The following is a 25,466-nucleotide window of genomic DNA, read 5'->3' as shown; positions in this document are numbered from 1 at the left end:
AGATGTGTATAAGAGACAGGCCGTCCAGCGGCCGGCACTACCGCGGCATTCAAAGCGGCGTGAAACGAATGGCCTGCCCACCCCCCGGTGCCAGCACCAGCGTCAGCACGTCGGCGCTGGTCACCTCTCGGGTTTCGCGCGCGAATGCGAAGGGATTGCTGCGGAAATCCGCGCCCTCGCCATCGCGGTAGATCTCGGCGCGGTAGCGCACGCCCGGTTCCAGGAAGCCCAGCGACACCGGCAGCACACGGCCGTGCTCGTCGGTGATGCTGCCGAGGAACCAGTCGCGGCTGTTGCGGTCGCGGCGCACGATCGTCACGTAGTCGCCCACTTCGCCATCGAGCACGCGGCTCTGCTCCCAGTCCACCGCGACGTCTTCGATGAAACGGAATGCCTCGCGATGCTGCAGGTAGTGCTCGGGCAGGTCGGCGGCCATCTGGATCGGGCTGTACAGCACCACGTACAGCGCCAGCTGGCGTGCCAGCGTGCTGGGAATGGCCTGGCCGTGGCGGCCCTTCAAGCTGAGGATGCCGGGGGTGTAATCCATCGGCCCGGCCAGCATGCGGGTGAACACCAGATTGACCTCATGTTCCGGCGGGTTCGGCGGCTGGCCCCAGGCGTTGTACTCCATGCCGCGTGCGCCTTCGCGCGAGATCCAGTTGGGATAGGTGCGGCGTAGGCCGGTGTCCTTGATCGGCTCATGCGGGTTCACCGACAGATGGCGGCGCGCTGCTTCATGCACCACCTTCAGATGGTGGCGCGCCATGAACTGCCCGTCATGCCACTCGCGCCACAGCGGGCCACCGGCCGGATCGCGGCGGTCGACCTGGCCGTCATCGCAGACGTAGCCGGTCTTGAACTGGTCCACGCCCAGCCGCGCGTACAGGTCCAGCGCAGCGTCCAGCTGCTCCTCGTAGTGCTCGATGGCGCAGCCGGTTTCATGGTGGCCGATCAGGTGCACGCCCTTGTTCAGGCCATACGCCGACAGCGCTTCAATGTCGAAATCGGGCGTGGCACGGGTGAAATCGAAGTCGTAGCCATTGCCCACCCACATGCCGTCCCAGCCCGGATTCCAGCCTTCCACCAGCACGCCACGGAAGCCGTGCGCGGCGGCGAAGTCGATCACCTTCTTCGTCTTCGCGGTGGTGGCCGCATGCTTCGGCCCGGTCGCCCAGCTCTCGTTGTCCAGGTGCATCGACCACCACACCCCCAGGTACTTGGCCGGCTTCACCCAGCTCACGTCGCCCAGCGCATTGGGCTCGTTGAGGTTGAGAATCAGGTCCGATTCGACCAGGCCCCCGGCACGGTCGGCGATCTGCAGCGTGCGCCACGGCGTGGCGAAGGGCAGGGTGCGGCGCACCTTCCAGCCTTCGGCCGAAGGCGACAGCTGCGCGCGCAGGCGTTGGCCTTCGGTGCGGCGCAGCCACATGCCGGCGTAGTCCACCAGTGCGGCCTCATGGATCGCCACGTGCAGGCCATCGCGGCTGCGCAGGGTCATCGGCGTATGCACCAGCGGCACCTCGCGCAGTGGCGTGCGCTGGTACAGGTACTCGTAGTGGATCGGTTCGCCGGCAGGGATCCACCACGCGGTGGAATCCTGCGCGATGGCGAACTCGGTCAGCTCGTCATCGATGATCGCTTCGTGCAGGTTCGGCTGCTCGGGGAACACGTAGCGGAAGCCGAGGCCATCGTCGTAGACGCGGAACACCACATCCAGCCGGCGCTTGCTGCCGGTGGTCTCGGCCAGCTGCACGGTCAGTTCGTTGAAACGGTTGCGGGTAATCCGGCGCTCGCCCCAGGGCTGTTCCCAGCGGTCATCGACGCTGCGTTGCTGTTGGCCGAGCAGGGCGAAATCCCGGTCCAGGCGCCCATCGCGCAAGGCAAAGCCCAGCTTCGAATCTTCCACCACGGTCTCGCCGAAACGCTCGACGCGATAGCGCGCGGTGCCACCGTCCAGCACCAGGCTAACCTTGAGCACCTTTCCCGGTGATTCGACGCTGGCCACCTGCGGCGCGGCCTGCGCCAGCGTGGCCAGGCCCAGCAGAGCCAGACCGAGCAGGTGCGCGAACACCGCGCGTACAGCAGTGGGTGACATCGGCATTTCCCCTCCCAAGGCGCCGTTGGCAGACCCGGACCATAAGCCAGCACGGCAGGCCCGCTACCGCGCAACGCCATGAATACGTATGCAACTGGACGCAGCCGACAGCGCCGCGTCTACCATGGGGCCAAGGCACCTTGAGGGAGGGGCCGCGCCCGCCCGCCGGCAACGACGGTGCGGACCTACAACGCGTGCAGAGAGGGAGGGAGGCCGACGGGCGCAAGCCGGTCCGCCGCTTCGATGCTGAAGATCATTTGCCTGACCGCTGCCCTGGGGGCAGCGCTGGGATCGACCGCGCAGGCGGCCGACCTGCAATTCGACGGCCGCCATGCGCGCGCCGAGACCGCTGCCAACGGCAGCTACGTGCTGCATGCGCCCAAGGGGGAGGTGCGCATCGCGCCCATGCCGATGCGCAGCCAGACCGGCAGCGTGATGTTCGATGCCTTGTTCGCGCTGGCCCAGCAGGAGATGGACCAGGACCGCGTAGATGCGATCCGCGATCCTGCATTCGATGAGGGCCGGCCGGTGCCGTGCGAGTGCTTCCAGACTGGTGCGCGCTGGCCCTACGTGTGGACCCGTGATGTCAGCTTCGCCGCCGACCTGGCGCTGGCGCGGCTGGACCCGCAGCGCACGCGGCAGTCGCTGCAGTTCAAGCTGTCGGCGGCGCGCGATGGCCATACGCCCGGCCTGTTCGTCGCGCAGGACACCGGTTCCGGCGGCAGCTGGCCGATCAGCAGCGACCGCGTGGTGTGGTTCCTGGCGGCACGCCACCTGCTGGACGATCGCGCGTTTGCCGACCAGGTCTGGCAGGCGCTGCAGGGCACGCTGGCGCAGGACCGCGCGATGGTGTTCGACGCGCAGATGGGCCTGTACCGTGGCGAGACCTCGTTCCTGGACTGGCGTGAGCAGACCTATCCGGACTGGACCCGCGAGGACGTGCGCTTCATCGGCGACTCCTATGCGCTGTCCACCAACGTGCTGCACTATCAGGCGCTGCGCCTGGCCGAACGCCTGGCCGGCCAGCATGGTGATGCCCGCGCGGCCGACTACAAGGCGTGGGCAGATGCGCTGGCGCAGCAGATCGATGCGCGCTTCTGGCGCGAGGACATGGGCCAGTACATGAGCTACATCGGTGAAGCCGCGCACCCGGTGCCCTACGCCAAGGTCGATCTGCTCGGCCTGTCGCTGGGCATCCTCGCCGAGGTGTTGCCGGGCGAGCGTGCGCGCCGTGCGCTGGCGGCCTACCCGTTGGGGCCGGCCGGCAGCCCGGTGGTCTGGCCGCAGGAGTCGCAGCAGCCGATCTACCACAACCGCGCGATCTGGCCGTTCGTCAGCGCCTACTCTCTGCGTGCGGCGCGGCAACTGGATGATGCACCACGCATCGCCGCCGAGATCCGCTCGTTGATGCAGGGCGCCGCGCTGGCCGGTTCCAACATGGAGAACTACGAGCTGGTCAGCCAGGCCGTGCATGTCGACGAAGGCGCACTCAGCGGCCCGGTGGTCAACTCCGAACGCCAGTTGTGGTCGGTGGCCGGCTATCTGTCGATGGTGCTCGAAGGTGTGTTCGGTGTGCAGGACGATGGCCGCGTTCAGCCCAAGCTGCCGGCCGTGCTGGTGCCGGAGCTGTTCGGCACGCACCCCCGCATCACGCTGGAAGCCAACGGTAGGCGCTATGTGCTGGAGCGCCCGCAGAACGTGGGCGATGGCCTGCTGGTGGCCGGCAGCACCATCACACGTGGTACGACTACCACGGTGCAGCTGGTCGCTGCCCCGGCAGCAACCGGTTTCGCTGCCACGACTGCGGATGCCAACGCGCGTGCGCCCGTAACACCGGCGGCACCGCAGGCCCTGCGCATGGGCACGGGCTGGAACGTTCCGGTGCAAGCCGAGCAGGTTCTGTGGAAGGACGGCAGGGCCCTCGTCGCCAGCAATGGCCCGGTGCACATCAGCGATGATGGCCTGCAGCACTGCCTCAGCCTGACCCTGCGCGACGGTGCGCTGGAGTCGCTGCACAGCCCGACGCTCTGCGTCGGTCCGCAGCAGGTGCTGAAGGGCGAGGAACGCTGGCAGTTCACCGCGGCCCAGGCCGGGCAGGTGCGCCTGCGCCTGCAGTACCGCAACGCGAACGGGCCGATCAACACCGGCGTCACCGCTGCGGTCAAGCAGCTGGTTCTGCAGTGCCCGGGCCAGCCGTTGCAGCGGCATACGGTCACCCTGCCGCACAGCGTGGCGGTGCAGGATTCGACCTCGGCAACATTCGCGGTGCCCAAGGGGCGGTGCACGGTCACGCTTGAAGAGGGCTTCAACATGAGCGCGCTGCAGCACTTCGCGCACTACACCGGCGGCAAGGGCGGGCGTGATGGTGTGCTCAACCAGGCCCAGGTGCAGGCACTGACGGTGGCGCCGGTGGCGATGGAAGAGGGCGCACGATGAGTCGTCCCGCCAAACCGCAGCTGTCGTTCTGGCAGATCTGGAACATGTGTTTCGGTTTCCTCGGCATCCAGTTCGGCTTCGCCCTGCAGAACGCCAATGCCAGCCGCATCTTCGAGACCCTGGGCGCGGACATGGACGCGGTGCCGGGGCTGTGGATCGCTGCGCCGTTGACCGGCCTGCTGGTGCAGCCGGTGATCGGCTACCTGTCCGACCGCACCTGGACGCGCTGGGGCCGCCGCCGTCCGTTCTTCATGATCGGCGCGGTGCTGACCACACTGGCCCTGCTGGTGATGCCGAACTCGCCAACGCTGTGGATTGCCGCTGGCACGCTGTGGGTGCTGGACGCCTCGATCAATGTGTCGATGGAACCGTTCCGCGCCTTCGTCGGTGACCAGCTGGCACCGCGCCAGCGACCGGTCGGCTACGCGATGCAGAGCTTTTTCATCGGTATCGGCGCCATCGTCGCCAGCTTCCTGCCGTTCATCCTCGCCCATTTTGGTGTGGCCAATACCGCAGCTGCCGGCGAAGTGCCCGATACCGTGCGCTATGCGTTCTACTTCGGTGCGGTGGTGCTGCTGGCGGCGATCACCTGGACGGTGGTCAGCACCCGCGAGTACTCACCGACGGAGCTGGCTGGCTTTGATGATGCCGAGCCGCCAGCGCACCACGCAGGGACTGCCATCAGTGGCCCGGCGCCGTGGACGCAGGTGGCGCTGTGGCTGGGGCTCGGCGTGGTGCTGGCGCTGCTGATCGCCTGGCGGCAGGGCGACAAGATGCTGTACGTGCTGGCGGGCTTGTGTGCGGGTTACGGCGTGCTGCTTGCGCTCGCCCGTGCGCTGCCGGGCACCCACATGCTGGCCGCCATTGTCGGCGATCTGCGCGCGATGCCGGTCACCATGCGTCGCCTGGCGTGGGTGCAGTTCTTCTCGTGGTTCGCGTTGTTCGCGATGTGGATCTACACCACCGCCGCGGTGGCCGGTATCCACTTCGGCTCGACCGATCCGCAGTCGGAGGCCTACAACGAGGGAGCCAACTGGGTGGGGGTGCTGTTCGGCGCCTACAACGGCTTCGCTGCGCTGGCCGCGGTACTGATCCCGCCGATGGTGCGTGCGATCGGCCTGCGCTGGAGCCACCTGGTCAACCTGTGGCTGGGCGGTGCCGGCCTGGTGTCGCTGATGTTCATCCGCGACCCACACTGGCTGCTGCTGTCGATGGTCGGCGTCGGCTTCGCCTGGGCATCCATTCTTTCGCTGCCATACGCACTGCTGTCCGACAGTGTGCCGGCATCGAAGATGGGCGTGTACATGGGCATCTTCAATTTCTTCATCGTGATCCCGCAGCTGGTCGCGGCCAGTGCGCTCGGCTTCGCCCTGCGCGCCTGGCTGGGTGGCCAGCCGATGCATGTGCTGGTGCTGGGCGGCTGCAGCCTGTTCGTCGCCGGCCTGTGCGTGCTGCGGGTTCCGTCCCGTCCGGAGGTAGTGTGATGCGTGGTGCGCTGTCTGTTGCTGTTTCCCTGGTACTGCTGGCCGGCCATGCGGCGGCCGCGCCACGCCCGGACTATGTGGGCACCACCGAACCGTTTGCCAGCGATGCGGTGTACTTCGTGGTCACCGACCGCTTCGTCAACGGCGACCCGTCCAACGACCATCGCGACCAGGGCGGCACGCACCGCACCTTCGATATCCCGGTGCCGTGCCCGGACAAGGTGGACGGCAACATCGGTTATCTCGGTGGTGATTTCCGCGGTGTGCTCGACAATGCGCAGTACATCCGCAACCTCGGCTTTGGTGCGGTGTGGATTACCCCCATCATCGACAACCCGGACGAGGCGTTCACCGGCAGCAAGCCGATCAGCTGCACCAGTACGCTGACCGATCGCGGCAAGACCGGCTACCACGGCTACTGGGGCATCAACTTCTACAAGCTCGATGAGCACCTGCCCAGCAAAGACCTGGACTTCGCGGGGTTGACCAAGGGCTTGCACGGCGCAGGCCTGAAGGTGGTGCTGGACATCGTCGGCAACCACGGCTCGCCGGCCTGGACCATGCCGACGCGGCAGCCGCAGTTCGGCCAGATCTTCGACAAGGACGGCACACTGATCGCCGACCACCAGAACCTGCCGCCGCAGGAGCTGGATCCGAAGCACAACCCGCTGCACGCGTTCTACAACAACATCGGTCCGGTCGACAGCAAGGACGGCTCGATCTTCGATGGCAACCTGGCTGAACTGTCCGACTTCAACCAGGACAATCCGGCGGTGATGGATTATCTGGTGGGTGCTTACCTGCAGTGGACTGCACAAGGGGTGGATGCGCTGCGCATCGATACCATCGGCTGGCTGCCGCATCCGTGGTGGCATGCCTTCGTCAAACGCATCCGCGCTGAATATCCGGGCATGTTCATGTTCGGCGAAGCGTTCGACTACAACGCGGCGAGCATCGCCGAACACACCTGGCCGTCCAATGCCAACGTGAGCGTGCTGGATTTCCCGTTGCGCGGCGCGTTGGAACAGACCTTCGGCATCGCCGGCAAGGGCTTTGAAACCCTGGCCGAGCCACTGCACCTGACCGGCGGCCCGTACGCCAATCCGTACGAGCTGATGAGCTTCTACGACAACCACGACATGCCGCGCCTGCAGGCCAGCGACAACGGCTTCATCGATGCGCACAACTGGTTGTTCACCGCACGCGGCATTCCGGTGGTCTATTACGGCTCGGAAACCGGCTTCATGCGTGGTCGCGCCGAGCACGCAGGAAACCGTGCCTACTTCGGTCAACCGCGCGTGGACGCTGCCCCGCAGAGCCCGATCTTCGCGCCGCTGCAGCGCATCGCCAAACTGCGCGAAGCCACCCCGGCGCTGCAGCGCGGCCTGCAGGTGAACGAGCGGCTGCAGGGTGATGAGGCGGTGTTCTTCCGCGTGCTGCAGCAGGGCGACGTGGCGCAGACCGCGCTGGTGCTGCTGAACAAGGGCGACCGGGCCAGAACCTTCACCGTAGCGCGTTACGTGCAGGCAGGCCGCTGGCGCGATGCACTGGACGGCGGTTCGTTGCAGGTGGATGCCTCCCTGAAGGCCGACGTGCCCGCGCACGGCGTGAAGGTGTACGTGCTGGACGCCGCCGTGCAGCAGCCGGCATTGCAGGCCGAGCTGGACAAGGCGATGGCCGACCAGCGGGCGCGGGATCAGCGGCTGGGGCGGTAGTGCCGGCCGCTGGCCGGCAACCCATGAATCCATGGCACCTTCAGGTGCCGGCCAGCGGCCGGCACTACCTGGTTTGCCTGCATCCGGCACAATAGGCACCCCTCACGCCCCGCCGTACCGCCATGACCGACCTCGCCCCGCAGACCCCGATCGAAACCCTGCTGAAGGCGGCGATGGACGGGGCGGTGCCGATCCGCGCCTTCATGGAAGCCTTCGTCGCCTCCGAGGTGGTGCTCCTGACCGGCAGCCTGGTCACCCCCGACGGCAGCGGCTTCGACCCGCTGCTGTTCGACAAGCAGGGCACCCTGCATGTGGCCGTGTTCACTGATCCGTCGCGGGTGGGCATCTACAGCCAGCAGGCCGAACACCAGATCCGCTGGCTGACGCTGGACGTGCTGCGCCGGGTGCCCAGCGGCTACGGTGTCGTGATCAACCCGGGTACGCCTCTGGGCTTCGAGATCTCGCCCAGTGGCGTTGGCGAGATCCTGAAGGACTTCGCCCAGGGCTGAGCCGTCGCCGTGCTGTTTGCAGAGTCGAGCATGGCTCGACGCTGCAGAAGGCTTCCCTTCGAGCGCCGTCCGTGATCCCCTTGGATGACATTGGGATAGAGGCATTGCCATGGAATTCAGGGTATTAACCGCCGACGCACCGGAACGGCAGCAGTTGGCCCGGTGGTACCACGCGGAATGGGGCCAGGACGCCGGTCTGTCGCTTGAACAGGAACTGGAGCGGCTGAATCCGCCGCAGGATGCCGAAGGCTTTCCGCACCTGATCGCCGCCTTCGATGACGGTCAGGTCGTCGGCGCGGTGCAGCTCAAGCGCAGGGAGATGCCGGCTTTCCCGCAATACGAGCATTGGCTGGGCAGCGTGTTCGTGGCCGATAGTCATCGCGGGCGTGGGCTGGCTGGCGCGCTGGTGGAACAGGCCGCGGCGCAGGCGGTGCGGATGAGCGTTTCCGACCTGTATCTGCAGACCGAAGCGCTGGATGGCGGCCTGTACGCTCGGTTGGGCTGGAAGCCCCTGCAGGAAGCTGACAGCCATGGCTATCGCGTGCTGGTGATGGTGCGCAGGGTGGCTGCATGAATGCCCCCGCACCTCGCCATTCGCGGTCGGCCCTGATCTTCCTGATCGCAGCCATCGTCGTCGCGCTGGTGTCCATGCCCGTGCTGCGCGCGGTAGGCATGGTGCTGTGGCCGGTGTTCGTCATCGCCTGGCTGATCAACCTGGGCGCGGCCTGGCATCTGGCGCAGTGGGCGCGCCAGCAGGGCCGGTCGGCCTGGGCCTTCGGGTTGTCGGCGGCACTCGGCACCGTCGCCTCGATCGTGGTCTATGTACTGCTGGCGTTGCTGGGGCCGAAGGCGGCGGCGCGCTGAAGGCGCTGTGCCGAGCATGGCTCGGCACTACATGCGGCATGCGGAGCGCCGACGCAACCGCCGGCGCTCCATCACTTCACATCGTCACCTTGCGCCGGTTGTCATCGCTCACCCGGTCGATCAGCTTGTTGTAGGGATCGAAGCCTGCTTCATCCGGCTTTTCATCCACCGTCACCGTGATCTTCGGATCGGCGCTGGTGATGTGGTGGCGCTGCAGATACAGCACCTTCTGGTCGCGTTCCTTGCCGGAGGGCCCGTTGGCGAACACGCCGATCTCAACCCAGTCATCCATCGTGCCGTCGCTCTCCTTGCCCTTGCCGTCGGCGTACTGCTTGGCGGCGTGCAGGTCCAGGGTCACCTCGTAGCGGCCGTCATCACGCTTGCGGGCGCTGGCGGCCATCACCCGGTTGTCGTAGAAGCTGATTTTCTCGAACAGGTCGGTGACCAGCTGCTGGCGGTCGGCCGGGGTCTCGGCCCGGATGTAGTCCAGCAGTTCGCGTGAGGTGGTGTACGGCGGTTGCTGATAGCCCTTGTCCTGCAGGAAGTGCTTCAACGCACGGTTCAGCGCCTGCTCGCCGATTTCCTCGCGCAGCCGGTAGAACACCAGCGAACCCTTCTGGTAGTGGATGTACTGCTGGTTCTCCACACGTTCCAGCGGCTGTTCCTCGATGGCCTCGCCGCCGCGGCCGGACAGGTAGCCGTCCAGTTCGCGCTTGAGGAACTGGCGCATGTGCTGGCGGCCGTACTCCTGCTCCATCACCATCAGTGCAGAATACTGCGAAAGCGATTCGGACAGCACCGTCGCGCCCTGCACGTTGGCACCGATCACCTGGTGCGCCCACCATTGGTGCGCGATCTCGTGCGCGGTTACGTAGAACACGTAGTCCACCTTGTCCGGGTCACGCAGGTCGGCGATGAAACCGATGGCCTCGGAGTAGGGGATGGTATTGGCGAACGACTGCGCGAAGCGCGCATAGCCCGGGAACTCGATGATGCGTACCTGGCGGTGCTGGTAGGGCGTGAAGTTCGCTTCGTAGTAGGCCAGCGACTTCTGCACCGCTTCGATCATCCGGTCCACGTTGTAGCCGTGCGCCGGGTCGAAGTAGACCTCGATCGGGATGTCCTTGTACTTCGCCTTGCGCACCTCCCAGCGTGCCGACAGATAGGCGTAGAAGTTCAGCATCGGCCGATCCATGGCGTAGCTGAAGCAGCGGCGGCCATTCACCGCGGTCTCCTTCTGCAGGTAGCCCGGCGCCAGCGCCACCTGGTCCGGTGCGGTGCAGACCGTGGTGCGGAAGTCGAGCCAATCGGCATCGTTGGAGATGTAGGTGTTGGCACGCGCGGCTTCGTCTTCCAGCTTGGGCATGCGCCGCGGCTCACCCAGGCCGCGCTTGCGCCGCTCGTTGCGGTCGCTGATCTCGGCGCCTTCGTTGTAGCCGAACGACGGCAGTACGCGGCTGTTGAAGAACGTGCCGTTGTCGACGATGTTGCTCGGCGCCTGGCCGGCGGTGATGCCATTGGGTTTCTGCACCACCCGGAAGTGGACGTTGCGGCTTTCACCCGGTTGCAGTGGCGCGGCCAGGCGGTAGATGCGGTAGCCAAGGTCGGCGTCGTGCATCGACAAGGTCTGCCCACCCAGGTCAGCCGCGACCAGCTGCTTGTCGTCGCCCATCGAGACATGCACGTCCTGGATTGGCACGGCATGCGTGTTGCGCACCGTCCAGTTCGCATCGATCACCATCGACTGCGATTCGGGGAACAGGTCCACGCGGTTGTCCACCGCCACGATGCGAGGCTGCGGCAAAGTGCGGTACTTCGACAGCTCGCGCTCGTAGCGGGCCTGCAGATCCAGCTGCTGGTCGGGCGAGATGAACTCGTTGCGGATGTTGGTGCTCCAGTAGAGCCAGCCGCCCACGCCGATGAAGGCCAAGGCCGCTACTCCAGCGAAGACGCCGGTCGGACCGCGCAGGCGGCGGCCGGCCAGGGCCAGTCGCTGGCGCAGCCCTTGGCTGACGCCACGCACCCAGAATGCCGATGCCAGGCACATCAACGTCAGCAGGAACAGGTCCCAGTAGCCCTGGAACGCCAGCTGCCCGGTCAGGAAGTGGCCGTAGCCGTTCATGTCCGAATAGGGCGCGTTGGGCCAGCTGCCGAAGTTGTACAGGTTCTGCGTGTAGTCGAGCAGGCCGAGCACACCCTGGCCGATCATCACCACGATCAGCAGTGCGTAGCCGACGAACTTGTTGTTGGTGAGCACCTGCAGCACCAGCGCCAGGCCGCCCATCAGGATGTAGACCACCGAATCCAGGGCCAGGCTGCGCAGGTACAGCAGCGGCTCCAGATGCGTGTAGCCCTTGGCCAGCTGCACACCCATCGCCGCCAGCGCGCCGGCGGCCTGGAAGCAGATGATCACCGCCAGCAGTGCAGTGAACTTGGCCAGCAGCGGCACCCAGTTCGGCACCGGCATGGCATCGGTCACTTCATTGATGCGCGCGCTGCGTTCCTTCCAGACCAGCTCACCGGCGAAGAACAGCACGATGATCACCAGCAGCCAGCTGAAGGCGCCCTGCAGGCCCATGATCATCTGCGAGGTGACCGGCCAGATCGAGGTGCCGTACAGGGTCTGCCGGAACAGCGCGCTGGGCAGGAAGTTGGCCAGGCCGAGCACGAGCAGCACGATGAACGGCACGCTGCGCAGGACGCCACGTGTATCGAAGCGGACCTGGCGCAGGAACTGCTGCCACGCCGTGGTGGTAGTGAACGCCGGTACCACGCGCGGCAGCGTTGCGCGGGTGGGGCGGACGGCGCCGGCATCGGCAACCGGTTGCGCCTGCCTGAGGCCCCAGCGCCGACGGCCACTGCCGCTGCGTTCGGTGCGGAACAGCGCGAAGGTGGCGGTGAACAGCGCGGCAGCCACGCCCAACCACAGGGCGCGATTGGCCAGCAGGTAACCGGCCAGCTCGGGAATCCCGTTGTTGCGTTCGGCGGTGGACCAGTAGCGGATCGTGCGGCCCAGTGCGCGCATGCCCAACGGTTCGCTCAGCACCGCGATCCACGTGTTGTCGATGTCGCGCAGCAGGGCTGCACTGACGCCATACAGCACGAGGTAGGCCACCAGGCCGATGTAGACCCACAGGATCGAGCGCGTCAGCGCCGCCAGCAGCGACAGCAGCGCGGTGGTGAACAGCAGGTTCGGAATGACGATGACCGCGAACGTCCACGCATAGCCCTGCCAGCTGATCGGGCCCATGCGCTCGGGATCGACCCACGGCATGAACGGCGCCAGCCACAGGCCGAACGCGATCAGGACGTAGACCAGCAGCCCGGCCGCCAGGGCGGCAGCGATGCGCCCGGCCAGGTAATCGCGGCGCTTCACCGGACTGGCGAAGATCAGTTCGGCGGTGCCGAGTTCGAAGTCACGCAACAGCGCATTGCTGACGAACAGTGCGGTGACCAGCATGCCAAGCAGGGTGAAGATGCCCAGCATCTGCGCGATCACGGTGGGCGCGTTGCTGTGCACGTTGCCAGTGCCGCCACCGATCTGCACGGCGTCGCTGGAGGCGGCGGCGAAGGCGAGCAGGGCGAACAGCCCGGCCAGCAGCCACAGCAGCGGGGAACGCAGCTGCTCGCGCAGCTCGAAGCGGAAGAAGTTGAGGATCATGGCGTGCTCCGCTCAGGCTGCCGCGCGGGCACGGGCCTGCATGCGCAGGCGCTGGAAGTACACGTCCTCGAGGTCGGGAGCTACGGCCGCAAAGCCGTCGCCGGGGTCGTTGGCGCTGTGCACGTGGATCACCGGGCGGCCACCGACCAGGCGGGTCGACAGCACCACATAGCGCGCTTCGTGGTCGGCCAGTTCAGAAGGATCGACCTGCTTGCGCCAGACCTGGTGCTGCAGGGCGTCGATGGCTTCGGCAGGACGGCCGGTCAGCAGCACCTGGCCCTTGTTCATGATCGCCATCGTCGGGCACAGATCGGTTACGTCCTCGACGATGTGGGTGGACAGGATCACCGCCACGTTCTCGCCGATGGCCGCCAGCAGGTTGAGGAAGCGGTTGCGTTCTTCCGGGTCGAGGCCGGCGGTGGGTTCATCGACGATCACCAGCCGCGGGTCACCCAGCAACGCCTGGGCAATGCCGAAGCGCTGGCGCATGCCGCCGGAGTAGGTGCCCAGCTTGCGCTTGCGGGCGTCCCACAGGTTCACCTGCTGCAGCAGTCCATCGACCACCTCGCGGCGCTGCGCGCGCTGGGTCAGGCCCTTGAGCACCGCGAAATGCTCCAGCAGGTCCAGCGCGCTGACTTTCGGGTACACGCCGAAATCCTGCGGCAGGTAGCCCAGCCGGCGGCGCACCGCGTCCTTGTCGCGCAGCACGTCGATCGGTGTCTCGCCGGGGATGGTGAGCACGGCCGTGCCGCTGTCGGCCTCCTGCAGGGTGGACAGCGTGCGCATCAGCGACGATTTGCCGGCGCCGTTCGGGCCGAGCAGGCCGAACATGCCGCGCGGGATGTCCAGGTTGACGTTGTTGAGGGCATGCACGCCGTTGGCGTACGTCTTGGACAGCGAATCGATCTTCAGCATGCGACGTACACCTTTCAATGGGCGATGTCTGCGCGTTATCCGCGCATCAGCCTCCGTGCGCATCCGCCGTTGGTCATGGGGGGAGAATTCCGCCGTCGCACGTTGGGGCGTGGGGCGGTGGCCTGGCAGCGCTTACCCGCGCAGCGAAGATTCCCGCACCACCAGCTTCACCGGGATGCTCTGGCTCTCCACCGGTTGCCGGCCGATCAGTGCCAGCAGGCGCTCCACCAGCAGCTGTCCGGCCTGCTTGGTGTCCTGCTGCACGGTGGTCAGCGCCGGGGATACCGAGGCCGCCAGTGGGATGTCGTCGAAGCCGGTCACCGCCACGTCCTGTGGCACCCGCAGGCCAGCCTCGCGGAGCGCGCGCATCGCACCGATGGCGATCAGGTCGCTGGCGGCGCAGATCGCATCGATCGGTTCACCGCGCGCCAGCAGCACCTGGCAGGCCTCCTGGCCGGAAGCCTCGGTGGTGATCGCATCGTGCTGCAGCGCCGGTTCGGCGGCCAGGCCGTGGTCCTGCAGGGCCGCGACATGGCCGCGGTAGCGTTCCTGGAATTCGGGGTAATGGCTGGAGGCATGGCCGAGGAAGGCGATGCGGCGGCAGCCCTGCTGCAACAGGTGGGTGGTGATGTCATGCCCGCCCTGGAAGTTGTCGCTGCCGATCGACACGCCGGGCTGGCCGGGCAGGGCGGCGCCCCAGCGCACGAAGTGCGTGCCCTGTTCGACCAGCCGCTGCAGGCGGTCGCGCGATTCGTGGTAGTCGCCGTAGCCGAGCAGGATGATGCCGTCGGCCTTGTTGCTGTCCTCGTAGTCGGCCTGCCAGTCGGTGGACAACTGCTGGAACGAGACCAGCAGGTCCTGCCCGTGCAGGGCGCAGGCGCGGGTGATCGAGCCCAGCATCGAGTGGAAGAACGGGTTGATCAGCGAGTCGTCGTTGGTCGGGTCTTCGAAGAACAGCAGGGCCAGGGTGCCGGCGTTGCGCAGGCGCAGGCTGGAGGCGTTCTTGTCGACCTTGTAGTTCAGCTCGCGGGCGATGCGCAGGATGCGCTCGCGGGTCTCGGCGTTGACCATCGGGCTGCCACGGAGCGCCCGCGACACGGTCGGCTGGGAGACCCCGGCCAGGTGGGCGATGTCCAGGGAGGTGGCTTTGCCTTTGATCGTCATGGGAACGCGGAAGGGGGCAGGCGGAAGGTGCCTGGGCATGATGCCATGCGGTGGCTGCCGGCCGTCCTGGCCGACGCCGCTTGTGGTCAAGGTCGCGGGTGTGCGACGGTCAGTGCCACAGCCTGATGGAGCCAAGCGGTGTCCTTTCGCCTGTACCCGGATGTTCCGGATGATTTCGAGGCGCGGATCCGTATCCTCGCGCCGGAGGAGGGCGGGCGACGCAGCCCGGCCCGGAACGGTATCCGCTGGGACTTCGCCTACGCCGATGACGCCGGGACACCCGAGCTGTTCATGATCTGGCCCGACTTCCGGCACGCTGAGGGCGACAGCTGGGCGACCGAGCTGCCGCTGCCGGTGGGCGAGCCCCTTCTGGCGGGCCTGACCGTGGTCAATGAGGTGCTGAGGGCGGGGTTGCACCGGGAGCGTATCCAGCCGGGCGTGCGCTTCCACTGCCATGAAGGGCCCAAGGTGGTGGCGGTGGGGGAGGTTACGCGGGTCACCGGCCTGCTGCTGGATCGCCCCCTGCTTCGTTGAGGCCGGTTCCGACCCGGATCGGCCGGATTCCCGACGGGCCGGGGGCGAAGGGAATGGTAAGATGCCTCGTTCCGATATCCCCCATTCGCAACCGTGGGAGGTCCAGCGTATCGGCACCCCGTCGGGTGTGCTATCACTGGTCCAGCCCCGGACAACGGAAGAATCCATCTATGGCGCGCGGCATCAACAAAGTCATCCTGGTCGGCAACCTCGGCAACGACCCGGACGTGAAGTACACCCAGAGCGGCATGGCGATCACCCGCATCAGCCTGGCCACCACCAGCGTCCGCAAGGACAAGGATGGCAACCAGCAGGAACGTACCGAATGGCACCGCGTGGTGTTCTTCGGCAAGCTCGGCGAGATCGCCGGCGAGTACCTGCGCAAGGGCAGCTCGGTCTACGTCGAAGGCAGCCTGCGCTACGACAAGTACACCGGCCAGGACGGCGTGGAGAAGTACTCCACCGACATCGTTGCCGATGAAATGCAGATGCTGGGCGGCCGTGGTGAAGGCGGCGGTGGCGGCGGTGGCGGCAACTACGGCGGCGATCGCCCGCAGCGCCAGCAGGCGCCGCGCCAGGAGTACGGCGGCGGTGGCGGTGGCCAGCGCGGCGGCTATGGCAACCAGGGCGGCAACCAGGGTGGCGGTTACGGCAACCAGAGTGGCAACCAGCGCCCGCAGCCGCAGCAGGCGCCGCCGATGGATGACTTCGCTGACGACGATATTCCGTTCTAGAAGATACCTTTTAGTATCTGTTAACAAGGGCTCTTAGCGCATTTGCCAAGGGCCTTTTTTTGTTGTTAACGTTTTCCATCGGTTGCCGATTTCTCGGCTTACCGACTACCTTTGGGAACATCAGTCCGTGGGGGGCATTGATCGGGAGTTGGTTGGGACACTCTCGAACGAAGCGTTTGGGTAGAACTCTGGGCGACTCTGGTACAGATGTGCATTGTTCTGTCGCTTCCGTCTTTGGTTATTAGGATGAGACGTGCGAGAGGTGGATCGAGCTTCCTGCGTTCCCGCGATGCATAATTGCGGCCAAGCAAGGGACTGCTCAGGTCTTGACCATATGAATGACTCGGGGGGAGGCGTGTCTGCGAAGAAGGGGCTGATGAAGTGGCTTGGCGCGTTTGTCGCCTTTGATATGGTGATGCTCACTTTCGCGCTGATTCCGGATTGGCGATGGGGGCCGGTTGAGCCTCAAGTCATTGTCAGCGCGCTAACGACAGTGCTCTGTCCGCCGGTGCTGTATCTGATCACATCCATCCTTCCTCCAGAGCTAAAGGCAATTCTTGTCTTCTGGCGGACGAAGTACACGTTGCCAGGTCATTGGGCATTCTCGAGTCACTTGTATGCAGACTCCAGAATCGATGCCGATGCGGTGACTGCTCGTAGAGGGCCGCTTCCTTCAGAGCCGGAGGCGCAGCAGCGCCTCTGGTACAAGATCTATCGGGAGCATCGCAACGATGAATCCGTACTTGATGCCAATCGCCGCTTTCTTACCTTCCGCGAACTGGCAGCAGTTTCGGCCTTGGTTACTGTCATAGCTCCGATCGCGCTATCGATCATTGGCTTCGGATTTGCGGGAGGTGCTGTCGTTGCTGTGTTTGTCGTCCAGTACTTGGGCGCATGCTTGGCTGCTCGATCGGCGGGTGCTCGTTTGATCCGTACGGTACTGGCTATTGACGGCGCAGAGGCAGTAGCGATTACACCGGCCTCTGCCTGACTTTGCCCACTTCTAGGGTGTAGATCTGACAATGGCTGGAAGGAATGTGGCTAGCTCAGCGCGGTTGGCGAGGATGATCTGCTGCGAACGAGCTGATTCGTTCTCTTGCTCCTTTAGGCCAAGGCGCGCAAGAAGGTAGTAGCCCATTGCCTGCCTGCATCTTAGCGTCAACTTCCCCTCAGACATTCCGTAGTCCAGCTCAATCGCTCGCTGGGCGCCTTCCGGAAGCTCGGGATTTGGAGCGACTATCACTTGGATGAAACGGTTCCATTGCTCATCATCTTCGATCGTGGCCTGTGCGTTTCCGGCGCGTCGAGCCTGCAGGATTCGGGCGAAGACGAAATCGCGGTAGTCCTTGCGCAGATGGCAGAAAGCGCGGACATGCCACCGGAAGCCGTCGTAGCCCAAGGAGAGAGGAGTGATAGTCCTGATCTCTGGTGCCGGACGTTTCATCGTCTGATATGTGATCTCCAACGCTGCCCGGGACCTAATCGCGTCCACCGTTTCCCGAAGAAGCGAAACATCTACACGGCGGGTGGGAAAGCTCACTACCTCTGCTGGAGGCGGCAATCCCAAGAAGCTCAAGTCGTTGCTCAGCAATCCAGTGGATAGGGCATAGAGCTCAGCCAGGTATCGAGCGCTCGATGCTTCTGTGAACACTGGTGAGAAGGTTGTTAGGGCGATGTACGCCTTTTCCTTGGGATCGTAGGCTGCGTTGTCAGGCGCTCGCCTGGCGTACTCCGCGAAATCTAGCGTCCCTTGGGCTGGTGAGATTCTGAAGAACTCGACCAGATCTGATCGATTGACCTTCCCGGCCCAGAGGAGACGCGTATCGATGAACTCTAGGCGGCGAGCTTGCCCCCATCGCTCCTTCTTGCTGGGTGGGCTGTCCAACTCATTGTTTTTAAAAGGCATTCCTAAATTACCTCAAGAGATGTGCTAATTTTTATGACATCATAGTTTTTCGTAGTATAGTGCAGCCAGCGGCCACGGTACGTGGCTCAACATCGATGAGGCGCACCCTGAATGAGCACTATCACGTTCTTCCCGGTTGGCTGCGGTGACATGACCCTGATCCGACTCTCGGATCCGGCTGCTACTTCTATCTTGATCGACGTTAACATTCGAGCAGCAGCAGACGATCCTGATGACACAGATGCCCGCGATGTAGCAGCGGATCTACGCGATCGGCTACGACGTGATAGCAACGGTCGACCTTACGTCGACGCGTTCATGTTGAGCCACCCGGATGCGGATCATTGCCTGGGCCTCTCAAGGCACTTCTACCTGGGTCCCATTGAGGACTACCCCGACGACAAGAAGGATGACAAGGACAAGCGTATTGTCATTCGTGAGATATGGTCGTCGCCTCTGATTTTCCGTCGCCGTTCAAAGAATCATGTCCTCTGTAGCGATGCGGTGGCCTTCAACTCTGAGGCAAAGCGTCGTGTCAGTCAGTTCCGCAAGGGCCTGGGGAATAGGGATGGTGAGCGTGTCCTGCTGATGGGGGAGGACGTGGAGGGGAAGACGAATGACCTCAGCTCAATTCTCATCAAGCCAGGTGCGCAGTTCAATCGGGTCAACGGGGTTCTCAACAACTACTTCCAGGCGAGGTTGATTGCCCCAATTCTCTGCGATGACGCGGATGTCGTGGAGGAGCTCAAGAAGAACAACTCCAGTATCGTCATGAATTTCGAGCTGGATTCGATTGAGCCTGGGCGCCCTCGCTGCAAGTTCCTGACTGGTGGAGATGCTGAGGTTTACATCTGGGAGCTGCTCTGGAAGGAATATCAGGATGAACCTGAAGTGTTGGAGTATGACCTTCTCCAAGCCCCGCACCACTGCTCGTGGCACTCTCTTTCATGGGACAGTTGGTCCAAGAAGGGGAAGAACGCTCTGGTCTCACCTGATGCGCGAGATGCATTGGGTCAAGCGCGCAGGGGCGCTATGGTTGTCGCCAGCTCCAAGCGCATTCTGGACGATGAAAAGGACCCGCCATGCATTCGCGCTAAGCGCGAATACCTGAGCATCCTGGAGCCGGTTGGAGGCATTTTCATGTGTACCGGCGAACACCCGAACTACTGGAATCAGGCTCCTCTGGATCTTCAAGTTTCACACGGTAGTGTGCGGGTGAAAAAGGCGGGAGCGGGTTCGACTACCGTCGCAGCCCTTGCTGCTGCGCCCCGAGCAGGTTCCCCAAAGTGAATCATGACTTCTTGGAGTGGGGTGCGAGAATCCCGGATGAAGAGGTCGATCCTCTTCGTGACATCCGAATGCGGGCCTTGCTCAACGCCTGTAACGCTCATCCTCACTTCAATGTCGTTGAGCTTCGTCGCCTGGATGAACCATTCGCCGCAGAGATCATTGTTGCTGATGTAGGCGACGGCGCGGTGTCTCCCGGCAACGACGCCGGCATTGCAAGAATCGAACGAATTGCGCTTCTGTATCGAGATGGTGCTCGATTCCCGTTCGAGGCTCGCCCCCTCCGAATGGGCTTCCCGGTAACCCTTCATCAGAACTCGACGGGAGATGAGGGGCCGCCGTCTCTTTGCATTGTTGAGGGCGACTGGGAGCTGATTGAGCACAAGTTCACGCCTCAGGCGCTACTGAAGGCAATTCTAGATTGGTTGGAGAAGACTGCGGACGGTACGATTCACGCAGTGGACCGCGCTCTTGAGCCGATGTTCTATAGCAGGGGGGAATGGCTCATGCTTCCTCCCAACATTGCTGAGGTCTTGAAGGATCCAAAGAAGGAGCTGGCCTTCCTTGATGCCCATCTGTGGGAAGGAGGGGTCACTTATCGCACCAGGGTTTTGACCTTCAACGGCAATAGTGAAATTCCCCGCTATCGCTTGCTGGTTGTCAGTCTCGAACCGGTGGGGCATCCACCTCTCAGTTCACCGCCTTCGACTCTTGGCGATCTTGAGTCGGTGTTCGTGGCCAATGGGGTTAGTTTGATGCCGGCGCTCGCGGTTGCAGTTCAAGACGCATACCAGCGCTTCCGCGATGCGAGGCTTGAGCCTGGCGACAGCCCACTGATACTGATCCTTCAGGTTCCTCGGCAGCGCGATGGAGTCATCGAGCGGACCGACGTCATTGGCTTCCGAATGGAGTGCAGCCTTAGGACCTTGGGCCTCCAAGTTGAAGCACTGGGCCGATTCGGGACAGATGGGGAAGTCGAATGTACCCGCCTTCTGCTTGGCAATGAGCACGAGTGGCCGAACAGTGGGTGGCAGGATCTAAGTGTCGCGCACGTGGAGGTTAGTACAAGTCTGGACAGGAGTGATGCTCTTCGTTGGTCCGGCATTGAGGGTGGGCAGTTTCGAGGTGTGATCGCGGGGGTTGGATCATTGGGCAGCGCGCTGATAAGCATGTGGAGCCGATCTGCCTGGGGCTGGTGGGACTACATTGATCCGGACGTCTTGGCTCCGCACAACGTCGTTCGACACATTGGGACCCGGGACCAGGTTGGTGTTCCGAAGGTCGCGGTCGTTCGGCACTATGTTCGCAGCGCGTTGGGGATAGATGATCCAAATGTAGCCGCGCTGAAGGAGCGAGCGTCTGACTTGGAGAGTGCGGAAGTCCAAAGCTGTCTCCTTCGAGCCGACCTTCTCATCGATGCATCTACAACAGTTCAGGTCTCGCGCATCTGGTCGCAAGCAGATCTGCCTCGCGGAATGACGACGTTTCTGACCCCTTCCGGTGCGAGTTGTGTGCTGTTGGCAGAGGATAAGGCCAGAACCACAAGAGGCGGCTCGCTCGAGGCTCAGTACTACAGAGCCATCATTCGGGAGGATTGGGGACTGTCACACCTCCAGTCAGTCGGGGCCTCCATCCGTAGCGGTGCGAGCTGTCGTGACGTATCGTCGGTTCTCGCCTATGAAACGGTCCTACTTCACGCCTCGATACTTGCTGGTCAGATTCGGGTGAGGGCACTGGGGGCGGAAGCAAGCATTGACGTGTGGGATGCAGGGGGCGATGGCTGCGTGCGTCACATTAGCATTGGCGTTAGAAGAACGGTTTCCAGGAAGATCGATGACTGGAACGTGATGTGGGACGAAGGTCTGGAAGACCAACTCATGGCGGCGAGAGAGCAGGCGCTTCCGCTTGAGACGGGGGGGATCGTACTGGGCGTAGTCGACTTCAAGTTGAGGACCATTCACTTGGTTGATGGCCGACCAGCCCCCGATGACAGCATACCGACAACGATCGATTTCCAGTGCGGAAAGGCGGGTGTTCAGGATGATATCGATGAAGCTCAACGAAGAACCATGGGCATGGTCAGCTGGGTGGGGGCATGGCATTCGCATCCGCGAGGAATCAAGGCCATTCCTAGTGGGCAAGATCAAAAGCTCTTGTCGCACCTGGCACAACGTCTAGGCACTGACGGCTATCCCGCAGTGATGCTTATAGCGGGGGAGGATGGGGTCGATGTGTTTCTACGGGAAATGAGCAGCAGTGGTCCTGAGTAGCTCGCCGAATTATCCCTTTGGCGGCAGTACGCTCTTCCGGGAGCCGAGCCGAGCCGGGTTGGGTTGGGATGAAGGTAATGCGTCAGCAACGCTCTACTTCAATGCGGGTGTTGGACTTGGAAGTGGAGTCTAAGCCTTCCCGCGAGGTCTCTGACAGGGCCTTGTCCCGGGGCTATTTGTGCTCAAATAGACGTACTCCAGTCCCTTTAACTGTGGCAGCAGGCTGGTCATTACATGGAGTCGATGATGGGGCCATTGGACGCAAATCAAATGCTCGTGGCTGCGGCGAGCGCTAAGGTGCTCACGTGCGCGGCGAACAGCAATTGGCCATGGATACCTATTGTTACCGGAGTTCTAGCTTTAATAGGTGCTGTCGCAGGTACTTGGATCAATGGGTATCTTACAAGGCGTCGCGAGGCTGATGCCCATGAAAGAGTCCGACTGGCTGACTTCCTCTATCTGGCGGTCACCGTATCCGCTACCTTAGATTCATTCGCTTCGCTATGTGCGGCAGTAGTGTCAGATGATGGAACACGTCATGGAGAGCGCGACTACTCGAACAGCCCGCAAGGTGAACTAGTCGTTCAAGTGCCCTCTCCGAAGCTCGATCTGTCAGGTTTGGACGTTGTGTGGAGGTCGATGCCGGTAGATCTGCTCGACCAAGTCCATAGTCTGCCTATCAAGCTCGCAAATGCTGAAGCCTATCTTGACTTCGTTGCAGAGTATGACGGCTCCGGTGATCGCAGTGATTACTTCTCCGACCGGCGGTTGAGGTATGCAAAAATTGGCGTCGCCACGATTGAGGTGATTGCCGCGCTGCGTGCTCGCGCTGGTCTAAAGCCCCAGATTGACGAAGATGACACCACGATGCCGTTCCTTAGGCAGCAGTTGCAAGAGCGGAGTATGCTCGCGGAAGAGGCGCGTGAAAGGCAGAATGAATGGATGCGTGAATTTGCTGAGAAGTTAGAGCCTAGCAGCTCTCCCAATAGTTAAGCGCGGTGCCGATGACTAGGCTGAGCCTATGTTTCGGGGAGCGCACCGTACAACTTAGCACAAGCGGAGCAAGTCACCGGTCATGGTGAGCGGAGAGGAAAGATGGGGCCTAAGAGGCCCGACTCGATCTTGATCCTGAGCTGATAGTGTTCCTATTAAGCCTTGAGCCGACGTCAATTCTTGTTCACGATAGATGTCGGTTCATCATCTGGATGGTACTAACAATGGACGTTGAGGCAAGAAATCGTTTGTTGGGCGAAATTGCGGAGACCCTGAGAGGGGGGCGCGCACCGGAGCCAATATCTGTCCGCGAGCTCATTGGCTGGTTTGATGCGCTGCGTCGTGGCACTAACGTTAACTGGCATGTTCGTCGTTCTCTGGAGCAGGCTGGTCTAGTCACCGTTCCGGATTTTGAAAGTTCCCATATAGATGGACGGGTTCAGTTTGCATTGCCCCAGGCGCTCGAAGATCAACCGGAAGAGCGGCTCGAGAACAATGATCTGGAGCCAGTAGTGGAGCTTGCTCCGCAGCAAGGGGCCGCGCCAGTCCAGTTCGTTGGCGGGGCCGGAGTAGAGCCTGCATATCGCGTGAGCCGTTTACTAGACCCAAGACTGAGGCTGGTCACAATTGGACCTGATGCTTCGCTTGAGGAGGCAGTGACTCTCATGCTTCGACATGACTACTCACAACTTCCAGTCATGACAAATGAGCGAGATGTGCGAGGCGTTGTAAGTTGGGATAGCATCGGCCCAGCAATGGCACTCGGGCATCCTATGCCTCAGTTTGTTCGAGAATGCATGCGGCCACATGTTGAGGTTAAAGAGACAGATTCGCTATTTCAAGTCATCAACAGGATCATCGAGAGCTCGTATGTTCTTGTTCGTAATGAACGGCGATCTATTAGTGGCATCTTGACCACCACTGATTTGAGCCAGCAGTTCCAAGACCTGGCTGAGCCATTTCTGCTAATTGGCGAGATTGAAAATCACATCCGTTCGTTGATTGATGGTCGATTCACTCAAGAGGAACTTGCCGCAGTTCGTAATGAGAATGATCCAAATCGAGTAATTGAGTCTGTTGCGGACCTCACGATCGGAGAGCATATTCGGCTGATCGAAAACCCCGCCAACTGGGCCAGGCTAGGGTTGAAGGCCGACCGAGCAGTGTTTGTGCGAGAGCTTGACGTCGTTCGGCAACTTAGAAACGATGTCATGCACTTCGATTCTGACCGGATAACTGACGTTGAGCGCGGATCATTGCGAAATTTTGTTCAATTCATTCATGAACTGAAGGATAGACAGGCTCCAGTCTTGGATCGATAGATCTGTATCGATATCTTTCTCCCTGACCTGGGGTGACGATTTGCTCGTTGTCAATCTGGACTGCGTGGCTGTAGGAGCGGTGGCCATGGAATGATTTTAGTTTATAGACGTGGAGGCCATTCGTTGCCCGCATCGAAGTTGGTGGGTAATGCGATTGGGTCAGAATGGGGCGCTGATCCTGATGGAGATTACGTTGATTCGTGGGTTGGTCTAGAATGGCGGAGCCGTTCGCATTGGAACGAGGACATATAAAAATAGAGGGGCTCGTGGCTAAGAAGAAAGGAGCTGACCAACGCGTCGAATTCGCGGATGGCGTGAAGAGGGAGATTGCATTTGAAGCGCACCTGTTCTGCGTTAATCCGACTTGTTGCCGCTTCACGTCCTATGGAACGACAACGGGCAAAGCTAGAGCGATCGCTGAAGCTGCGCATATTGTTGCTGCCAGTTCCCAAGGACCCCGTTCCGAAGTGAGGATGACAGAGGCGAAGTTGAAGTCTGCGGAGAACGGAATATGGCTATGCAAGAACTGCCATGGCCTCATCGACGATGATCCCAGTGCGTACCCAATACAAATGCTGCGGGATTGGAAAAAGGCGCATCAGACATTTGTTTCGAAGCTTGTTGGTAAGGATTTCGATATCGTTCATTTCGAATTGTACGCACGAAGCCGAAACGTCGCCCAACGCCATAGCTTCCTAGGTTACATCGAGGGGCGGCGTGTTTTTTTTGACGCGCTCGATGTAGAGTATCCTGATCAAGTCGCGATATCGTTGGTGGAGATAAGGGCTAGAATCACTGAGTTATCTGGTCACTTGTCGAGGGACGATTTCGCATGGAAGCGTATGCAACGGATGAGGAATTCGATCCAAAAGTTCCTTACGGCGAACCCGCATCTTGCTACGTTGAGGTGCGATGGTGGAGATCCTGTCTTCGGGAAGTTCTGTCGTGATCTCGCCTCTCTGCGGGAAGAAATTATCCCATTAGTTATCGAGATCGCAGAAGATCTTGAATACCAGCTTGGCAATGAGCTCCTAGACGCCTATCGGCATTTGCAAGCATCCCGGCCGATTTCACAAATACCTTAGTTCTTAGCGATGCCCAGTGGTTCTGTACGGCGCGGGCTCGGTGGAGCGCCCAATGGGATGGCGGGAGCTCATTTGAATCGGAGACCCGCCGAGGGTAGGCTGCGCGGTTTGCCTCTTTGGCGATGGTCAACGGAGGGACGTTGGTCCTGTCTAGTGGTGGAGCTGTAGCGCTGCTGGCATTAGCACCCCGACGTGAGCTGTGTGAAAACTCTGCACCGACGGGCGCAGATGTTTACATTCGAGGGAGTTCAGGCGTTTGGAACCCCGCTTTACCGGTTCTATGGGGATTTGTTGTCACTTTTGGTATTCCCAACCGTTCTGATCGAACGCTCGCCTGCAGCACAAAAGAAAGCCCCGCTCATGCGGTAATGCTGTTCACTTAAGCAGCTGAGCCAATCAGAATCCGATGCCAGTCTTCTGGCATCGGATTTTTTGTGCCCATCCAACAGCAACTGCTCGACCTTGGTGACCTGTTCAATTTCTCCGACCTGA

20 protein-coding genes are annotated in these 25,466 nt (G+C 62.4%); 14 read left to right on the top strand and 6 right to left on the bottom strand.

Annotated elements, in window-relative coordinates; translation table 11 throughout:
- Positions 1-49: 49 nt before the first annotated feature.
- Positions 50-2,101: a glycoside hydrolase family 97 protein gene (locus AC5O77_RS19575; RefSeq protein ID WP_494507088.1), complete on the bottom strand. Its 2,052-nt coding sequence runs from the start codon at positions 2,099-2,101 to the stop codon at positions 50-52.
- Positions 2,102-2,338: 237 nt separating this feature from the next.
- Here AC5O77_RS19575 and AC5O77_RS19570 point away from each other — a divergent pair, with 237 nt between their 5' ends.
- The 6 genes from AC5O77_RS19570 (at position 2,339) to AC5O77_RS19545 (ending at position 9,103) form a co-directional block, all read left to right on the top strand.
- Complete coding sequence (locus AC5O77_RS19570; protein WP_494507087.1) at positions 2,339-4,531, top strand: glucosidase family protein; 2,193 nt, start codon at positions 2,339-2,341, stop codon at positions 4,529-4,531.
- Positions 4,528-6,015, top strand: a complete 1,488-nt coding sequence (locus AC5O77_RS19565) for an MFS transporter (RefSeq protein ID WP_478058005.1) — start codon at positions 4,528-4,530, stop codon at positions 6,013-6,015. The genes AC5O77_RS19570 and AC5O77_RS19565 overlap by 4 nt, the downstream gene beginning before the upstream one ends.
- Positions 6,015-7,730, top strand: coding sequence for an alpha-amylase family glycosyl hydrolase (locus AC5O77_RS19560; protein ID WP_494507086.1), 1,716 nt, complete (start codon positions 6,015-6,017; stop codon positions 7,728-7,730). The genes AC5O77_RS19565 and AC5O77_RS19560 overlap by 1 nt, the downstream gene beginning before the upstream one ends.
- Positions 7,731-7,852: 122 nt before the next feature.
- A complete protein-coding gene (locus AC5O77_RS19555; RefSeq protein WP_478058002.1) occupies positions 7,853-8,239 on the top strand; it encodes an SseB family protein in 387 nt (128 codons plus the stop codon).
- A 109-nt stretch (positions 8,240-8,348) separates the two neighbouring features.
- Positions 8,349-8,813, top strand: a complete 465-nt coding sequence (locus AC5O77_RS19550; RefSeq protein ID WP_478058001.1) for a GNAT family N-acetyltransferase — start codon at positions 8,349-8,351, stop codon at positions 8,811-8,813.
- The gene (locus AC5O77_RS19545) at positions 8,810-9,103 is read left to right on the top strand and encodes a hypothetical protein (protein ID WP_478058000.1); all 294 of its coding nucleotides are present in this window, start codon (positions 8,810-8,812) and stop codon (positions 9,101-9,103) included. Before AC5O77_RS19550 ends, AC5O77_RS19545 begins: the two co-directional genes overlap by 4 nt.
- Positions 9,104-9,179: 76 nt before the next feature.
- Here the strand turns inward: AC5O77_RS19545 and AC5O77_RS19540 are convergent, their stop codons facing one another.
- The 3 genes from AC5O77_RS19540 to AC5O77_RS19530 form a co-directional block, all read right to left on the bottom strand.
- On the bottom strand, positions 9,180-12,764 hold the full coding sequence (locus AC5O77_RS19540; RefSeq protein ID WP_494507085.1) for an ABC transporter permease/M1 family aminopeptidase: 3,585 nt from the start codon (positions 12,762-12,764) through the stop codon (positions 9,180-9,182).
- Between the two features lie 12 nt (positions 12,765-12,776).
- The gene (locus AC5O77_RS19535; protein ID WP_494507084.1) at positions 12,777-13,679 is read right to left on the bottom strand and encodes an ABC transporter ATP-binding protein; all 903 of its coding nucleotides are present in this window, start codon (positions 13,677-13,679) and stop codon (positions 12,777-12,779) included.
- A gap of 132 nt (positions 13,680-13,811) precedes the next feature.
- A complete protein-coding gene (locus tag AC5O77_RS19530) occupies positions 13,812-14,843 on the bottom strand; it encodes a LacI family DNA-binding transcriptional regulator (protein WP_032129583.1) in 1,032 nt (343 codons plus the stop codon).
- A gap of 138 nt (positions 14,844-14,981) precedes the next feature.
- Between AC5O77_RS19530 and AC5O77_RS19525 the strand changes: the two genes are divergently transcribed.
- The 3 genes from AC5O77_RS19525 (at position 14,982) to AC5O77_RS19515 (ending at position 17,102) form a co-directional block, all read left to right on the top strand.
- Positions 14,982-15,377: a hypothetical protein gene (locus AC5O77_RS19525; protein WP_071227796.1), complete on the top strand. Its 396-nt coding sequence runs from the start codon at positions 14,982-14,984 to the stop codon at positions 15,375-15,377.
- Positions 15,378-15,547: 170 nt separating this feature from the next.
- On the top strand, positions 15,548-16,111 hold the full coding sequence (locus tag AC5O77_RS19520; RefSeq protein WP_293794727.1) for a single-stranded DNA-binding protein: 564 nt from the start codon (positions 15,548-15,550) through the stop codon (positions 16,109-16,111).
- Positions 16,112-16,487: 376 nt separating this feature from the next.
- A complete protein-coding gene (locus tag AC5O77_RS19515) occupies positions 16,488-17,102 on the top strand; it encodes a hypothetical protein (RefSeq protein ID WP_197610164.1) in 615 nt (204 codons plus the stop codon).
- Positions 17,103-17,114: 12 nt separating this feature from the next.
- Here the strand turns inward: AC5O77_RS19515 and AC5O77_RS19510 are convergent, their stop codons facing one another.
- Complete coding sequence (locus AC5O77_RS19510) at positions 17,115-18,017, bottom strand: BrxR family transcriptional regulator (RefSeq protein WP_197610166.1); 903 nt, start codon at positions 18,015-18,017, stop codon at positions 17,115-17,117.
- Positions 18,018-18,128: 111 nt separating this feature from the next.
- Between AC5O77_RS19510 and mblB the strand changes: the two genes are divergently transcribed.
- From mblB to AC5O77_RS19485, 5 genes are all read left to right on the top strand, one after another.
- Complete coding sequence (mblB, locus tag AC5O77_RS19505) at positions 18,129-19,307, top strand: anti-phage 6A-MBL system MBL-fold protein (RefSeq protein ID WP_263469108.1); 1,179 nt, start codon at positions 18,129-18,131, stop codon at positions 19,305-19,307.
- Positions 19,304-21,574: an anti-phage 6A-MBL system cap2_3 protein gene (gene cap2-3, locus AC5O77_RS19500; RefSeq protein WP_263469107.1), complete on the top strand. Its 2,271-nt coding sequence runs from the start codon at positions 19,304-19,306 to the stop codon at positions 21,572-21,574. The genes mblB and cap2-3 overlap by 4 nt, the downstream gene beginning before the upstream one ends.
- A gap of 639 nt (positions 21,575-22,213) precedes the next feature.
- Entirely contained in the window at positions 22,214-22,567 is a 354-nt protein-coding gene (locus tag AC5O77_RS19495) for a hypothetical protein (RefSeq protein ID WP_106467334.1), read from the top strand.
- A gap of 224 nt (positions 22,568-22,791) precedes the next feature.
- Positions 22,792-23,889 carry a CBS domain-containing anti-phage protein gene (locus AC5O77_RS19490; RefSeq protein ID WP_106469634.1) on the top strand — a complete coding sequence of 366 codons (1,098 nt, stop codon included), beginning with the start codon at positions 22,792-22,794 and terminating at the stop codon, positions 23,887-23,889.
- A 266-nt stretch (positions 23,890-24,155) separates the two neighbouring features.
- Entirely contained in the window at positions 24,156-24,974 is an 819-nt protein-coding gene (locus AC5O77_RS19485) for a DUF6650 family protein (RefSeq protein ID WP_158704746.1), read from the top strand.
- Positions 24,975-25,252: 278 nt separating this feature from the next.
- On the opposite strand, the gene AC5O77_RS19480 is transcribed toward AC5O77_RS19485, so the two are convergent.
- The coding region (locus tag AC5O77_RS19480) for a hypothetical protein (RefSeq protein WP_494507083.1) at positions 25,253-25,466 on the bottom strand (214 nt) is incomplete at its 5' end.

It is taken from the genome of Stenotrophomonas sp. INTA L402-1 (genome assembly GCF_059295135.1).
Note: the sequence above shows the minus strand (reverse complement) of the source record. Positions and strands in the feature narration are given on the sequence as shown.